18 protein-coding genes are annotated in these 15713 nt (G+C 51.4%); 3 read left to right on the top strand and 15 right to left on the bottom strand.

From position 1 onward, the window contains the following. Positions 1–174 precede the first annotated feature (174 nt). On the top strand, positions 175–387 hold the full coding sequence (locus tag VF575_00470; protein ID HEX8182057.1) for a hypothetical protein: 213 nt from the start codon (positions 175–177) through the stop codon (positions 385–387). 45 nt (positions 388–432) lie between these two features. Here VF575_00470 and recO read toward each other — a convergent pair whose 3' ends face one another. The 8 genes from recO to VF575_00430 all read right to left on the bottom strand — a co-directional run bounded on the left by recO (position 433) and on the right by VF575_00430 (position 6230). Continuing rightward, complete coding sequence (gene recO / locus VF575_00465) at positions 433–1125, bottom strand: DNA repair protein RecO (protein ID HEX8182056.1); 693 nt, start codon at positions 1123–1125, stop codon at positions 433–435. Positions 1126–1139: 14 nt separating this feature from the next. Next, a complete protein-coding gene (locus VF575_00460; GenBank protein ID HEX8182055.1) occupies positions 1140–1532 on the bottom strand; it encodes a response regulator in 393 nt (130 codons plus the stop codon). 2 nt (positions 1533–1534) lie between these two features. Next, positions 1535–2269, bottom strand: coding sequence for a hypothetical protein (locus VF575_00455; GenBank protein ID HEX8182054.1), 735 nt, complete (start codon positions 2267–2269; stop codon positions 1535–1537). 150 nt (positions 2270–2419) lie between these two features. Continuing rightward, positions 2420–3103 (bottom strand): hypothetical protein, encoded by a 684-nt coding sequence (locus VF575_00450; protein ID HEX8182053.1) that lies wholly within the window; start codon positions 3101–3103, stop codon positions 2420–2422. Between the two features lie 156 nt (positions 3104–3259). Further along, positions 3260–3748, bottom strand: a complete 489-nt coding sequence (locus tag VF575_00445) for a class I SAM-dependent methyltransferase (protein HEX8182052.1) — start codon at positions 3746–3748, stop codon at positions 3260–3262. 8 nt (positions 3749–3756) lie between these two features. Then, positions 3757–4008 (bottom strand): exodeoxyribonuclease VII small subunit, encoded by a 252-nt coding sequence (locus VF575_00440; protein HEX8182051.1) that lies wholly within the window; start codon positions 4006–4008, stop codon positions 3757–3759. Further along, a complete protein-coding gene (gene xseA, locus VF575_00435; GenBank protein ID HEX8182050.1) occupies positions 4005–5168 on the bottom strand; it encodes an exodeoxyribonuclease VII large subunit in 1164 nt (387 codons plus the stop codon). The genes VF575_00440 and xseA overlap by 4 nt, the downstream gene beginning before the upstream one ends. Before the next feature lie 3 nt (positions 5169–5171). Continuing rightward, the gene (locus VF575_00430; GenBank protein ID HEX8182049.1) at positions 5172–6230 is read right to left on the bottom strand and encodes a lysylphosphatidylglycerol synthase transmembrane domain-containing protein; all 1059 of its coding nucleotides are present in this window, start codon (positions 6228–6230) and stop codon (positions 5172–5174) included. 115 nt (positions 6231–6345) lie between these two features. Here VF575_00430 and VF575_00425 point away from each other — a divergent pair, with 115 nt between their 5' ends. Together VF575_00425 and VF575_00420 are read left to right on the top strand one after the other, a co-directional pair. Next, positions 6346–7572: a hypothetical protein gene (locus VF575_00425; GenBank protein HEX8182048.1), complete on the top strand. Its 1227-nt coding sequence runs from the start codon at positions 6346–6348 to the stop codon at positions 7570–7572. A 13-nt stretch (positions 7573–7585) separates the two neighbouring features. Next, positions 7586–7858 carry a 50S ribosomal protein L27 gene (locus tag VF575_00420; GenBank protein ID HEX8182047.1) on the top strand — a complete coding sequence of 91 codons (273 nt, stop codon included), beginning with the start codon at positions 7586–7588 and terminating at the stop codon, positions 7856–7858. 121 nt (positions 7859–7979) lie between these two features. Here the strand turns inward: VF575_00420 and VF575_00415 are convergent, their stop codons facing one another. The 7 genes from VF575_00415 to ftsE form a co-directional block, all read right to left on the bottom strand. Further along, positions 7980–8390 carry a response regulator gene (locus VF575_00415; protein HEX8182046.1) on the bottom strand — a complete coding sequence of 137 codons (411 nt, stop codon included), beginning with the start codon at positions 8388–8390 and terminating at the stop codon, positions 7980–7982. A gap of 36 nt (positions 8391–8426) precedes the next feature. Beyond that, the gene (locus tag VF575_00410; GenBank protein ID HEX8182045.1) at positions 8427–10049 is read right to left on the bottom strand and encodes a CTP synthase; all 1623 of its coding nucleotides are present in this window, start codon (positions 10047–10049) and stop codon (positions 8427–8429) included. A gap of 236 nt (positions 10050–10285) precedes the next feature. Further along, entirely contained in the window at positions 10286–10912 is a 627-nt protein-coding gene (locus tag VF575_00405; protein HEX8182044.1) for a hypothetical protein, read from the bottom strand. Positions 10913–11011: 99 nt separating this feature from the next. Beyond that, a complete protein-coding gene (locus tag VF575_00400) occupies positions 11012–12259 on the bottom strand; it encodes a S41 family peptidase (GenBank protein ID HEX8182043.1) in 1248 nt (415 codons plus the stop codon). A gap of 94 nt (positions 12260–12353) precedes the next feature. After that, positions 12354–13532: a CHAP domain-containing protein gene (locus VF575_00395; protein ID HEX8182042.1), complete on the bottom strand. Its 1179-nt coding sequence runs from the start codon at positions 13530–13532 to the stop codon at positions 12354–12356. Between the two features lie 362 nt (positions 13533–13894). Next, positions 13895–14839: a permease-like cell division protein FtsX gene (locus VF575_00390; GenBank protein HEX8182041.1), complete on the bottom strand. Its 945-nt coding sequence runs from the start codon at positions 14837–14839 to the stop codon at positions 13895–13897. Then, positions 14836–15705: a cell division ATP-binding protein FtsE gene (gene ftsE / locus VF575_00385; GenBank protein ID HEX8182040.1), complete on the bottom strand. Its 870-nt coding sequence runs from the start codon at positions 15703–15705 to the stop codon at positions 14836–14838. The genes VF575_00390 and ftsE overlap by 4 nt, the downstream gene beginning before the upstream one ends. Positions 15706–15713: the final 8 nt, after the last annotated feature.

Raw genomic sequence — 15713 nt, 5'->3', positions numbered from 1 at the left:
AATAGTACTGTCGAGCAGCGCAATCGACTATAGACTTTGACATGGTTAGGGCACGTAGAAATATATAAATATTCGTAATTTAGTAATTTTTACACCTCTTTTAAGCGTAAGGAGCTTGAAAATTTTACCATGCCACGATATAATTTTATAATAATGTAAATAGGGAGACCTACTATGGGACAATTCAATACTGCTGGACTTGCTGAAGGATTACCAGAGGCATTACGGGAAGCAGACCGTTTCCGTACGGTTGAGCTTGGTGCAATTGCTCTTTCCAACACAGCGGTCGAAACCAGAACTATGTCTGTCAGCGATGAGTACGAACAAAATACTCGTGCCTTTTTTTCAGGACCAATCGGTGATCAAAAATCTGATTTTGTCGACTGATTGTCGTACGCGGCCGTACCTTAAATCGTAATTATCCATGCACCGCTACAGCCGGATATATGTTGTTGCCATAGTTTGGAGCAGCGGCGTTAGATCGGCCAGCAGCTGCGGACCACCTGTAATTTTCTGTATAACTGCCGGCTTGTTGCCGGCGAAACCAACGCGCAGGAACTTTATATGATCGGCACCAAACTGAGCATCCGGCTGGGCAGCGAAACCCATGTCATCGTAACTGAACGTATACTTTTGATCCGCGCGCAGTTTGTCACCCGTACTATCAGTCTGCAAATTGGGGGTATGTCCATCGATGCGCAACAACTGCATGAGAAACCACATTTTTATGAGATGTAGGTCAATCGAGACATCGTCGAGTGCCGCAAAGGCCTGTTCGATCAGTTCGAAATATTCCAGCTCTGGTTCGTCCTCTGTAGCTTTGTGGAGCTGGCGAATCAGCTCGTAGCCCAGCATCGTCCGGTTGACGTCGGTGACAATGGCGCCGTAATGCCGTATGAGCCTCGTCGAGACAAGCGTGCCGACCGTACCCCTGCCCTGTATATACGATATGTCGCTGACACTGAACAGCTCAATGCCGCCAGCTAACTTCGATTTTATTTTACGCACGCCTTTGGCTATAAGACTTAGCTTGCCATGGTCGGGCGTGAGTAGCGTCAGGATGCGGTCAGCTTCGCCGTATTCCGTGCGGTTGAGTACGACGGCCTGGGTGTTGATTTGTTTCATAATTTCTTTAGAAGCTACGCCGTTATTGCTGCCGGGCTGATATCCGTAATTGAGCGCAGTAGTTTTTGCATACTGGTATGCGGCTTGTATAAATACTCCTTTACGCCCAGCTTGTCGCGCAGCAGACTCGTACTGTCGCTAAATTCAGTTGGCGGAATACAGCTGTGGATCAAAACCGGGATATGCTGCCACTCATGATAGGAGCGCAGTTCATACAAAAATTCGATACCGCTATGCGCTACAAGCTGCAGTTCAACGATTATAACATTTGGCATACTCTCATCGACTTGAAACACTGCATCTTGTGCACTGACCGTCCGCCGCACGGTATGTCCAGAAAAACTAAAGGCCTGCATATACAAATTAGCGAGAATAGCATCTGGTTCGAGTAATAGTATGTCTGCCATAATTATATTAATTGTAACTGAGGATTTGCCTGAAGGACCGTGCCCAGCCCGGAACGGCGGTTATGGTGAGAAACTTTGAGCCGGGCGCCAATGGCGTTGAGTATGGCGTCGGCGACAAATACGCCGGCGCCGCCGCAGTGGCTGAGCGCTGGCAGTGGCTGACGCGTATCACCAACCAACCGCCTCCCCTGGCGCAAGGCTTCGGCAGTCAGCCGGTCAACATCTGCATACAGCCCGGCCACAATGCCGTAGCGACAGCGGTGCGCTGCCAGCTCCAGTTTGAGCTGCGGCGTATTGGTTGCTGGCAGCGCCTCGATCAGTGCGTACCCGAGCGTCACGAGGGCGCTCTGCAAACCTTCGCGGTGGGCTGTCACCGGCCCGTACTTGCCGCCTAGCGACAGCTCCAGGCTAACACCGTACAACTTGGCAATCGGATGTAGTTGATGCGCTGTGTCGTACAGCACTGATGATATTGATACCGATTCCTGTTCAATGTCATACGACTCTTCGGCCGCTAGCCGCATGCTGAGCAAATATCCGTCAATCAGCTTCAGCGCAACATCTGCGTTTACCTGTACCTGCTGCAGATGTTCGGTGGCATTGCCGATGAGTACGCCGAGTTCAGCCTGTTTTAAGATTTGGAGCAGCGGTAATTTCATTTGTTCTGCCAGTGACAAAAACAGCTGTTCGGATTGCACCAATGCTTGCTTTTGCTCTGCCAGAGTCGATTCAGTCACCAGCGTACCCCTCGCTTACTTACTACAGAGTAGTATAGCACCTCGATCACGCTGTACCGCGAAGTAACCACAAAATTTATTCAATTCTTCACTACTTAGCTGTAAATTTATGTTCAACTTCCACGCTTCAACGTTCGAAAACCGGCGGGTTCAAGGAGAAAAAGTAATATTCGGGAGAATATAGGTAGTAAAATCAGCACTCGTGACTGAACTCTCGTTCCAGACCTGCAATGTCTTGTCGCGCAGCGGTACTACGATCATACTGCCAGTGATTTTCCGGCTTTGATTGATTGTACCGTCGAATTTGGTACCAATGACATTTGGTACCTGCGGAAAGGCGTACGGTGTTGCGGTCAGCTGCTTAGCAGTAACCGCAGTATTTAGTCCAGCAATAACTGCGGCGTATGGTTGATTGACGATCTGGACACGAAGGGCAAAGATAGAAGCTTGATCACTCAAGCTCGGGACGACTCCAGGATTAAAGTATCCGTCAAGCGGCTGGGCGCCACTTCCGCTGGCGTTAACATAAGCACTCCAGGTCTTGGGAAACGAGACTTTTACACTGCCGAACTGATCGGGTCCGGTATACGTTTTCAGCGGCTGCTTGTCGGCTTCGGCATGTTGCTTGTCCTTTACGATTCCCTCTTGCTGCTTGGCTGTTTTAACGGCGCTGGCGATTTTCTGTTCCGTATTATTTTTGTAATCCTGCCGGCCACCATACGCCCATATAGCGAAGCCGGCGCTGGCTACGAAGAATACACTCAGCAGAATCAATGGCAGTAAAAGCACATTAATTTCACCTCTGTTGCCTGGTCCGAAGGTTGCCCGTATCATATTGCTAATGGTAAACGACTTATTGCTCGCGTGCAAGTCTGACTTAATTTGCATTTGAAAATCTCCACCTTGAGTGGCAACCTGCGGGGCGGCCCCAAAATTATTTTAGGGGCGGACAGGTTGACGAGACTCATGGGGAGATTTTGAAATGCAGATTTATTTATATTCATAGAGATATACGCCGCTCCGGCTGGTTGCAGGTGTCTTGTTTGGGATTTGGAACGCAAAGCTGACAAGTTTGATTGGACGCGTCGGTAGTTGCGCAATTTTTGTATCCAGCCGCACCATATATTTATCAAGTAAAAATACAAATATTCCCTGGGCTTCCGGCCATTCGCGGCTCCAGAAGTTACCACAAACGATTCGCACCTGTTTGTGGTAGCGACGGGTACGCAGCCAAGCGATCAGCGCCAGCAGAGGATTCAATTCATAGCCGACTACATTCCAGCCTCTGGCGGCAGCGGCTATGAGTATCTTACCGTCACCGCAGCCCAGCTCAAGCAGCGTGTCGCCAGGCTGCAGATCTACTAGGTCAAGAGCTGTTTCGACCTGTTTGCTGAGCGTCGGCAAATACGGTGCGCCGTACAGCAGCACAAAACCAAAACAAAATGCCAGCAAACCACCGACGATTAGTATCAACTGCATACGGCGCCCTACTCTTCTTCGCTTGCGTCATCGAGATCACCGAGCGTTGCCTTCAGTTCGCTGACGCGGTTTTCGGCATGTAACAAATGTGCTTCGAGTAGCGCAACGATTTGCAGTCCGCGGTCGTAGCAAGCCACCGCAGCATCAACGTCTAACCCGCCCTGTTCGAGCTTTTCCATGACAACGGCGAGTTCTTGGCTCAGCTCCGTGTAGTCGGGCTGGCTCGCATCTGATGCGGGAGCTGTGCGTGATTTGGTCATTTCGTTTCTCCTGTTCGTTGCAGTGTCTGAACACTGGTTATTGCCGCGCTTAACTGCGAGTGCAGTAATTCTATATGTACTATATCACCGACCGCCGGCAGATCTGAGCTGCTCGTCGTCTGCAGCGCCTTGTGGCGAGCGTCGCGTACGATAGCGTAGCCGCGCTTCAGCGCGGCGTCCGGGCTGAGTACTGCAAGCAACGCGCGAGTGCTGTCCAGCTGGTCTCGGTGCCACTGCAGCCTGCCAGTGATGGCTCGGGTAAGATCCCCCAAAATATGTTCATGCGCTGTCCGTTCATCGTGTATACGATCTTGCACCGCGTCATACAGCTCTTCCGATAACGTAGAGAGGGTTTGGAGCACTACTTTTTTATCCGGTGTCAGCAGCTCGGCGGCGTTACTTGGAGTGCTGGCACGGCTGTCAGCCGCCAGTTCAGCCAGGCTTGTATCAATTTCGTGACCAATAGCCACGAGCGTCGGCACCCGGCTGCCAGCGACTGCCCTGGTAACATGCTCGTGACTCCAGGTCGCTAAATCATCAGCACTGCCACCGCCTCGGATCATCACGAGTATTTCCGGCGGATCGGCAGTTTCATTGAAGGTATCAATCGCAGCTATGATCTGTGCTGGCGCTGCCTCACCCTGTACCTGCACGTCAATCAGCTCGATAGCAAGCCCACCCCAGCGGGCTCCCAAAATTTTTATAAAATCGGCATAAGCCGCTGACTGGGCTGAAGTAATCAGGCCGATGCGCCGCGGTGGATATGGCAGCGACCGCTTGCGGCTGTCGTCAAACAAGCCTTCGGCCTGCAGCTTTGCCTGCAGCAGCTCCGCCGCACGGCGAATCGAGCCTTTGCCAGCTGGCTGTATGAACTGCACATTAACGCTGAAGCCGTACAGTTCGTGCATGTGCGGCGTCCCGCGGACATTGAGCAGCATGCCGTCTTCCAGCGGGCCGGGCAGCTGATGAACATTTCCAAAAAACTTGACGCTGGCGCCATCGTCTTTTAAGTCAAAATACAGCCATTTGTTTTTGCTGATCCGCAGATTGGCCAGCTCACCGCTGATAACAATACTCGGGAAAGCAAATTCATAGGTTTCATTTAACAAGTCAACAAATTCGCTGACCGTCACGCTCACGTCCGGCAAATCATCAAACATGCATTAGCCTGGTGCCTTTTCGTGGAGTGCTTTGTGATAAAAATAATAGCCTGGCGGTACCTGGATGAGCGTATTGATAACTCGGTACATAACCGTCACCGGCAGACTTGTGGCGGCCGGAACGCCGCCAGCCGACAGTACTGCCGTCATCAGCGCCTCGTAAATGCCAACACCGCCTGGCAGGACTGAAACAAGCCCGGCAAAGTTCGCTACGGCATATGCCAAAATGACGGCGCCGACATTAACGTATTCCCCGAATGCAATGTAGACGACATATAGCGCTGCCAGCTCAGTCACGCTGGTCATGAGCGCCCAGAATGCCGGCCAACGAAGCTCGTTGTAATGAGTTCTAAACAATAAATAGTTTTCATGCAGATCATCAAATGCATCACGCGCCCGTTCGACATTGATCGTTTCCGGATGCCGAGGCCGGACAATTTGAATCAAACGATTGACGATATTAGTAAAGGCACCAAAGAACCTATTTATACGACGTTTACTGCCGATAATATAGCTAAACGCCATGGTCCCGAGTACCAGCATCGTTGACAATGATCCAGTTACAAACATGGTCAGATTGCTCGCCTTCCCGGCTGCAGCAAGTATTATCAGACCGAGTACCAGCAGCACTTCGAATGTCAGAACGACTAGGGCAACTTTCATAACCTGCACCAGCGTCGCCTTACTAGCGGTAATATCCTGCCCGTTTTTGAGACGAAGACCGAAGTAGGATATCCCAGATACGCCACCGCTCGGAAACACGTGATTGACAAAATTTAGCTCGAGAGACGCTTTGAACAAAAATTTGTAGGATAATTTGTTGCCAACGATGGCAAACAGCTGCTGATACAGCTTGACCTGTGAATGATAATTGAGTGCTTCAATCGGGATAATCAGCAGTAATATCCACAAATTGACGTACTTCAAATTGGCAATCGTCTCAACAAGCTGATCCCGAATAGCATACACCAGCACAAGCAGCGCGATCACGGTGACAATATTTAAAATAAGTTTCCAGCGCCGTACAAAAAAGTTGGCTGGGGCGGCATCGGTCGTCGGCATAATACTATGCAGTATACGCGAAATATGCGAACCATTCCTGAATCTATGTTTAAATCCGTTTCATGAATACCGCCCAGTCCATAGATGGGCCATAATGCCGTATACTACATAGGTAATGCAGAGCTTATTTATACTTGGACGACAGCCGGCACTTGGAATTGCGGAGCTAGAAAGTCTGTACGGTGCTACTGCGGTACACCGGGTCGAATCAACGGCCGCCCTACTCGATGTCGAGCCGGGCGATGTTAATTTTGCCCGTCTCGGCGGCAGCATCAAGCACTGCCGAGTCTTAAACATTCTCAACACGACCTCGTGGGGCGATATAGAAAAATATTTACTGCGTACTATCACGGATCATTTGCAGTATGTACCAGAGGGCAAAGTGCAGCTCGGCCTGAGCGCCTACGGCATTCGTATCAACACACAGAGCATGTTGGCGACAGGCCTTAGCCTCAAAAAAGTCATCAAAAAATCCGGCCGCTCCGTGCGGTTGGTACCAAACAAAGATATTGAACTCAATAGCGCCTCCGTGCTGCACAATGATCTAACCGGCCCAACTGGCTGGGAACTCGTCATCGTGCGCAGCGGCCAGCAAACCATCATAGCCCAGACGGTACACGTCCAGGATATCGACAGCTACACCGTACGCGACCGCGATAGACCGAAACGCGATGCCCGGGTCGGCATGCTGCCGCCGAAACTGGCACAGATTATTATCAATCTGGCTGGCAAACACATCATCCCCACGGGAGCTGTCGTAGACCCAAACCACCCCACCAACAAACAGGCCCTCGCCGCCTGCATCCTCGATCCATTCTGCGGTACGGGCGTCGTCCTGCAGGAAGCTCGCTTGATGGGCTACGATATCTACGGGACCGACCTGGAGCCGCGTATGATTGAATACACCCAGACTAACCTGGAATGGCTGAGCCATACGTATAACGTAACAAATCAGCCGGTGTTCTGCGAAGTCGCTGACGCTACCGAGCACACCTGGCAGCCAATATTCAATATCGTGGCCTGCGAAACCTACCTCGGACGACCGTTCACCGAACTGCCGAATCCTGAGATACTGCAGCAGACCATCGGCGAATGTAATCTCATCATTACCAAATTTTTGCGCAATCTCTATGCCCAAATTCAGCCCGGCACTCGCCTCTGCCTAGCAGTGCCTGCCTGGCAAGTCCGCCACGGGCAGTTCAAACACCTGAGGCTCCTTGACTCACTGGCAGAACTGGGGTACAATCGTATAAGTTTTGAGCACGTCCGGCATGATGATTTGATCTACTACCGCGAAGACCAAGTCACCGCCCGCGAACTACTCATTTTAGAAAAGAAGTAAAAGAGGTTATTCCATGTCACACGTGAAAGCTGGCGGTACCGCCAAAAATACCAGAGACTCACCCGGCCAGCGTTTAGGCGTCAAGGTTTCAGGTGGCCAAAAGGTCTACACCGGACAAATCATCGTCCGCCAGATCGGCCTGACCAAGCGTGCTGGAGACGGCACCAAACTGAGCCGCAACTTCACGATTCACGCCGCCCGTGACGGCGTTGTCGCCTTCCAAAGCCGCAAAGTCCGCAGCTTCACCGGCCGCAGCATCCGCCGCACCGAAGTTACCGTCGTATAGCACATCTACTAAACTCGTACATTTTGGTAGCGACTTAACTTAAAGCATCGATTACATATAAAACCCGCGATTATCTCGCGGGTTTTATATTTTATAACGTACAGCCTAACTAACTAACTAACTAACTAACTAACTGTTGCTTGATGCGGTCAACGACATCAGCGATAACAACCTGTGATTTGACAAGGTATTCGTCGACGCCGAGGCTTTTGGCGCGGGCCTGGTCGCTTTCCTGGCTCAGCGCAGTCAGCATGACGATTTTCAGGTTGCGCGTTTCGGGCGTGTTACGCAGTATGTCGAGCACGTCGAAGCCGCTGACCTTGGGCATCATCACATCGAGGAGCACCAAATTCGGGCTATAGCTCAGCGCAGTTGCGAGGGCATCCTCCCCGTTGGCGACACGGCGTACATCGAAGCCTTCGGCTTGCAGGCGTACAAGATAGACATTGGCAAGCGCATCGTCGTCTTCGACGAGTAGAATACGCTTAGGGTGCATTGGTGAAGTAAAATCCTGATTTTGTGTAGTATCCATACTGCCGAGATTATCCTATTTATGCCTATAATGCAATCAGTCCGTACCGAGCAAGCAGCGAATGAAGCCATCAAACATCGGATGCGGCCTTGTCGGCCGGGACTTGAACTCCGGATGAAACTGACTGGCCATGAAAAATGGATGTTTAAGCGCCGGATCGGCTTCGATAATTTCTACCAGTTTATTGTCGGGATTGATACCGCTGGCGCGAATACCCCATGACTCATATTGATCCTGGTACTTCGCAGCACATTCATACCGGTGGCGATGCCGCTCGACAATGTGCTTAGCTCCATAGATTGTCGCCGCCATGCTGCCCGCTGCCAGGTCGCAGTTATAATTACCAAGGCGCATCGTGCCGCCGGTGTTTTCCTTGCCCTTCTGGCCGTCCATAGTGCCGATAACTGCATGCTTGGTATCCGGGTCGACCTCAGTCGTGTTAGCGTCTCTCAGGCCAGCGTTACGGGCGGCGGCAATAACTGCCATATGCAGGCCATAACACAGCCCGAGGTACGGTAATTTGTTGGTCAGCGCATACTGCGCGGCTTTGATCTTGCCATCGACACCGCGGCTGCCAAAGCCACCAGGCACGACCACGCCGTCATACGCCGCCAGCTTCTTGGATACATCGGCAGACTTACCGAGCGCTTCAGCATCAATCCAGTCAATAGTGATGTTGGCGTCGTTGGCCCAGGCAGCTGAGCGCAGCGCCTCAAACACGGACATGTAAGTGTCCTGATTATCGAGGTATTTGGCGATAACGCCAACTTTGACACTGTGCGTTCGCTCGCCTGTCGCCCGAGCTGTCATTTCGCGCCAGGCAGCCAAATGGCCGTCAGGATGGCCGGTGCTTAGTGCGAGCCGGCGGCAAAGGACGTCGGTAATACCAGTGTCTTCCAGTGTCAGGGGTACTTCATATATACTCTTGGCGTTTGGCAGCAGCGCAATCGCCTCTTCGGAGACACCGCAGTATAAACTGAGTTTTGATTTGACACTGACAGGGGCCGGTTCTTCGCTGCGGGCAACCAAAATATCCGGACTGATTCCAAGCCCACGAATTTCGCGGAATGAGTTTTGAGCCGGTTTGGTTTTGATCTCTTTGCTGGTGTTCAGGTACGGCAAGTACACCACATGGACGTACAGGCAGTTGGCCAGGCCCACCTTCATACCGAGTTCGCGGATAGCTTCGATAAAACTCAGTGATTCATAATCACCGACGGTACCGCCGATTTCGACGATATGCACGTCATAGCCTTTGCCAGCTTTGATTATCTCGCCCTGGATAGCCTGAGTGACCTGTGGAATGATCTGCACGCTGCGTCCCTGGTATTTACCGGCACGTTCATCTTCGATTACCTTCAGTAGGACGCGGCCGCTCATCAGGCTGCTGGACTGCGTCAGTTCCTCGTCCAGGAAGCGTTCATAGTGCCCCAGGTCCAGATCTGTCTCAGCGCCGTCTTTGGTAACGAAGCATTCGCCATGTTCGCGGGGATTGAGCGTCCCGGCATCGACATTTAGATACGGGTCACACTTCTGTATGTTGACCTTCAGCCCGCGGGCCTTCAAGAGATTTCCGATAGAAGCGGCGGTGATACCCTTGCCGAGCCCGGAAAGCACACCACCAGTTACAAAGATATACTTCGTCGGCTTTGTCGCCACGCTTCTCACCTTCCCCTTATTTATAGTTAAATAGTAGCATGGATCAACAAATTAGACCAAAATCCGCATTCTGCGACACGCAGGTGACAACTTATTGTAATCTGAATTTCAAAACCTGCCCATGAGCCTCGTCAACCTGTCCGCCCCTATCAATTTTTATCTTAGGATAAAACAATTCTAAGGGCCACCCCGCAGGTTGCCACTCAAGACGGAGGTTTTGAGATTCAGAACTCAGCTTATTTCGTTTCAAATCTATCAATAAATTCTTCAGTCGGTAGATAGGTTACGACGAGCTCGGGCGCATGGACTGGTTTGCCGTTGATCGCCAGATACGCCCGGTGGTCGACCGCTAAGGCTGCTTCGAAATCCGGATCGATAGATCCGGCCAGCTCCATAGGAATAAAGCCAAATCTAGTAGCTGCCGCCCCGACCTCCTCGTAGGTAGTCCCGACGACATATGGCCGATCATAAAAGCTTTCGTGAGTTTTAATATAATCAGCCGCTTGCGCTAGACTGCGCTGGACGTCGTGCACACCTTTTGCTGGGCCCAGATGAATCCCAATTAGATCACTTTCACAGGCGGCCAGCCTGACGTCGTTTTCATGGTCGACAGCCTCGACTGGCATAGAATTTTCAATCGACACGGTCATGCAGCCGAGATGTTTTACTGTCTGGTATGTGGTTATCTTTTGATTCGGCTGCAGTAGAGACGCTACGGCATGATCGATCAAATCGCCCCAGTTTATCAGCTCATCTTCCCGGCTATATTTCAGCGTAAGTGCCACAAATTCACGGTCTGCAATCAACTGTGATTCCGGTAGCGCCGATCGTACGATACTGCCAACAACTGAGCGTTGTGCCATAAGTTTGCCTCTACGTCTATATAGATAGTAAATGATTATTCTATACCACGTAGCAGACAACTACAATTCAAAACACTTCAGCCGCGACAGTCAGCCGGATTATCGATTGGACAGCAGATAGTCGATGGCGGCCTGCTTCTGGTTGTCGCCGCCGGCCTCAACAACGGCTTCGTCGAGTTTGACTTCTTTGTCTGGCTTGATACCCTGGTTGTTGATGTTTTGGCCATTCGGGCGGTACCAGCTGGCAACCGTCACCTTCAACATATCGGCGCTGCAGCCGCCGTTATCCTGGCGGTAGCCTTGCACACACAGCGTTTGCTGGACGACACCCTTGCCGTAGCTCTTTTCACCGATGATATAGGCTGCTTTGTTGTCCTTCAGCGCTCCGGCGGTGATTTCTGAGGCCGAGGCGCTGCCTTGGTCGAGCAGCACGACAGTCGGTATGCCGTCCAGTGTTGCCGGGCCGGATGAGCTATAGGTCTTGACGACGACTTTACCGCCGCGCTTTTCCTGCAATATGGTTTTGCCGTTTGGCAGCCATTGGCCAGATACATTTACTGATGCATCGAGCAGTCCGCCGGGGTTACCACGCATATCGAGCACAATTCCTTTGACGTTTTTGTCCTTAAACTCAGTAGCGGCCTTCTGCATCAAATCGCTGGTGTCCTCGGCAAACGTACTGATGCGGACATAGCCGATATTGTTGTCCAGCATTTCCGTTTTGACGCTTTCGATCTTGATAGTGTCGCGGGTGATGGTGAACGACAGCGGCTCCGACTTATTGCGCACCACCTGCAATGTGACCTTGGTGCCCTTTTCGCCGCGTATCTTGCTGACGGCGTCGTCAATCGACATATTTCGTGTTGTTGTCTCGTTGATCGTCGATATGATATCCTGCGGCTTTAGCCCAGCCTTTTCAGCCGGAAAGCCTGCAATCGGTGAAACGATGATAATGTTGTCGTCTTTGTCTTTACCGAGCTCTGCGCCGATGCCACTGAACGAGTTATTCAGCTGATCCAGAAATTCGCTGGCCTTGGCAGCGGTAAAGTATTCGGTGTACGGATCACCAGTAGCTTCAGCCAGGCCCTTTTTGAGACCAGTTTGAATCTGCTCTTCAGTCAGTTTGCCGTCGTAATTGGTACGCAGCGTGTCGTACAGATCTTCAACGTTTTTATAATCAAGATTTTCAGGCAAGCCGGACACAGATTTGAAATTCGAAGTACCGCCCTGCAAATCAAGCCGGCCAGTACCAATAGCATTGCCTAGACCAAACGCCCCGACCAGTAACAGCAGGATCATCCAGGGACGCGTGAACAGCCCTCTTTTTCGCTCTTTGAGTTGTACCATTACGATCTAGTATAGCAAACAACTCTTATACTTATCTGAAAAGACCGTTGTGCTTTTCATAATGAAACAGATGTAACGAGATAAGAATCGGGCATTAAAAGCTGACGAACCGGAGGTAGCTGGTTACGCCTGTTGAACTGCGGTAAGCGCCGTCACCGACGCGGGTCAATGTAGACATGCGGTACAGGCCGTCGCCAAGTCGGTTGTAGTCGCTGACGGTGATACTATTGGCATCAGCTGCCTCGATGTACATGACATGTCCGTACTTGCCCGTCTCGTCAACTGCCGCATCTCCAGCGTGAGGAGTCGTACCCACATAGCGCACTCCCTCGCTTCGTACAGCCCAAGTATTTGCGTGGCCAAGGCCGCCGGGTGCACCAGCGCGCCAAGCTACCCAGTCAGTACAGTTACGGTAGCCGTAGCCGCCGGTGCTTGGGTTCCATATAGATCCATTGACAGCCCAATCATAATCAGAACAGTATCCGGTGACTTGCCCGGTGTGCAGACATGGTGCATTGCCCCAAGGATATCCACCACCGCCTACCATACCAGCGCTACTGCCGAACTTACGGGCGTTTTCAATGGCCTGCTGTTTTTTCAAATCAGAAATTTTCGAGCTGTTGGCAGCGATTTGCTGATTGAAGGCGTTCTTTTGGGCTTCAGTGTAGGCCAGCATTTGGCTTTGCTGGGCTTGATCGGCTGCAATCTGTGCTTCTTGGGCTTTTTGCGTGGCCAGTAGCTGCTCAACTTGTTCTTTTTGGCCTTTGAGCGTGCTCTGGAGTTTGGTAATTTTTGTCATCGTATCCTGGATAGCTGTCTGAGCGCGGTTACGATACTCTTCTTTATCAACGTAATCACTGAGGTTTTTGCTGGTTGCCAGCATTTCAATCGGACTCATCTGGCCGTCGACATACATGGACTTGATGTCAGCAGCCAGGACAGCGCGCTGCGCATCGAGCTGGATTTGCTTGTCGGCAATGTCGGCTACCAGTCGTGCCTGCTCTGCTTGATTGGTGGCAATTTGCGCCTGAATACCATTTATCTGAACTTGTAATTGATTGATGGCATCTTGATAACTGTTGGCCTGTGACTGCAGGTCGTTAACGGCACTGCCCGCTTGAGCATTCTGATCGCGCAGGGCTCGAATTTGATCGTCATACTGGTCGGCCTGTACGATTGGTACGGCTACGCCCGTGATTGCTATGACAGCGACAATAGCCACAACGGTCGTGCGGCTCAATATACGAGAGGTAAATTGTTTTTGTATGTGCATTGTTTTTGTCTTGTTTGCTGGCCCGCTACCGGTACTATTTGACCGGGGTTGCGAGACTTTTTGGTTGTTTTTGGTTTTGTCTTTTGATTTTATGAGAGACAAATTCAATATATCATACCGCATGTGCTTTGTAAATACCCTCTCTTAGTGTTACCGGTGTATCGGCATGGCGGCATCGTACAACTACGCTAACCTTATACCCCGTTACTACCCCCGTTGTACTACTGTGTATACTATCTTGGCCGGTCAGTTCATTCGATCAGTTGGCCGATTAGTTTGTCGGACCGAAAGCCGGCGATACATACATGTTCGTTGCTGTTTCGTTGTTGGGCGAGTGGCGCCTCCAGTGAGGACGGCCGTGTTTATTTCGTTTTAAATTTGAGATAGCGCTGCGTGGCAATGACAGATGAAGCAGCACCTATCAGTATACCGACGGCAAGCTGGAGTAGCAAGAGCAAGAGAAAATGTTCATTGAAATAATCATGCGCGTATGCAATGTCGAGCAGACCGAGGCTGCTGGCCTGCAGCGCCGAGCTGGCGGCGACGAATATCGAATGGATCAGTAACAATGAAATGACAGCCGATAAAATACCGTAGATGATGCTTTCTACGATAAACGGCCCGCGGATGAACCACGAACCCGCCCCGAGTAACCGTTCGATGGTAATCTCGTCACGGCGGTTGAATATTGCCATCTGAATTGTATTAAATATGATCAGCGCGGAGATAATCGCGAAGACGACAACTCCGATCACACCGACCCGGCGCAAAATATTGGTAGCATGGGTGATGTTATCGATAGCTTCTTTGCGGTCGCCAGAATATGACGGTGAGCGCTCAGTCTGCAATGCTTTGTTGGGTGCGGTGCTCAGATAATTTCTAATACTGTCGAGCTGGTTGAGGTCGCGCGGTTTGACTCGGATAGTTGCCGGAATCGGGTTGCTGCTCAGACTGGCGGACGATAGCAAGCTGGCATTGCCTGGTGTTTCTTTGATAAACCGCTGAGCGGCCTCGTCTTTGCTGAGGTATTCGACAGATTTGACATTGGGTAATGCCTTCAGCTCGCGTACCAGCTTATCTGTTTGCTGCGGCGTAACGGTATCCTGCAGGAACACCGATATGTCTATCTTGTCGGTAATTTGCTGGATGGTATTGGTAAATGTGGCGTTGGCGACGATCGAAAATAGCACGATGGTCAGCGTCACAACCATAACTGCCATGGCGGCAATAGCCAGTGTGGCATTACGGATGAAATTGACAACACCAGCATGGACGATGCGCCAAAATGTTATGTATTTACGTTTCATCGGCGAAAACGCTCACTCGATAAGCGGTTCACATCCTGGGATTTGGACGGCTGCCCTGATTGCTGAGTCTGTTGTCCTTGCTGACCTGACGTCCGGGCAGCGGATTGCCGGTCGCTTGCCTGCTGAGACTGCGGCTGGGTCTGCTGCGAGCGCGCCTGTGCCTGGTTCGGTTGACGATTACCGGAAACCGACGAGCCGCTGCTAGCCCGGTCACTGGCGATCCGGCCATGTTCCATGGTGACGACGCGGCGCTTCAGACGGTTGACGATCTCCATATTGTGCGTCGTCAACAGCACAGTCGTTCCATAATGATTGACCTTTTCCAGGATTTTGATGACATCCCAGGCGTGCTTGGGGTCGAGGTTGCCAGTCGGTTCGTCAGCAATCAATATCTTAGGTTGACGGACGATAGCACGGGCGATGGCTACCCGCTGGCGTTCACCACCGGATAGTTCGAGCGGCATGTTCTTTTCCTTGCCCTTAAGATTGACGATGTCGAGCACGCGCGGCACGGTGTGTTGGATTTCACGCTTGCCCATACCGACGATTTCGAGCGCGAAAGCGACGTTTTCGAAAACGGTTTTGTTAGGGAGCAGCTTGAAATCCTGGAAAACCACCCCGATCTTGCGGCGCAGCAGCGGTATGTCGCGGTCGCGCAATTTGTCATAATCAACGCCGCCGATGATAATCTTACCGCTAGAGGGTCGCTCCTCGCGGGTAAGCAGCCGGAGTAGTGTTGTTTTGCCGGCACCGCTCTGGCCGACGACGATAACAAACTCTTTTGGTTCAACATGAAGGCTAATGCGGTCGAGCGACGGCACTGTACCCTTCCCATATGTCTTGGTTACCCGATCAAGCAAAATCATTACTCTTA

This window comes from Candidatus Saccharimonadales bacterium, assembly GCA_036388415.1.
Classification (GTDB): Bacteria; Patescibacteriota; Saccharimonadia; order Saccharimonadales; family UBA4665; genus UBA4665.
Note: the sequence above shows the minus strand (reverse complement) of the source record. Positions and strands in the feature narration are given on the sequence as shown.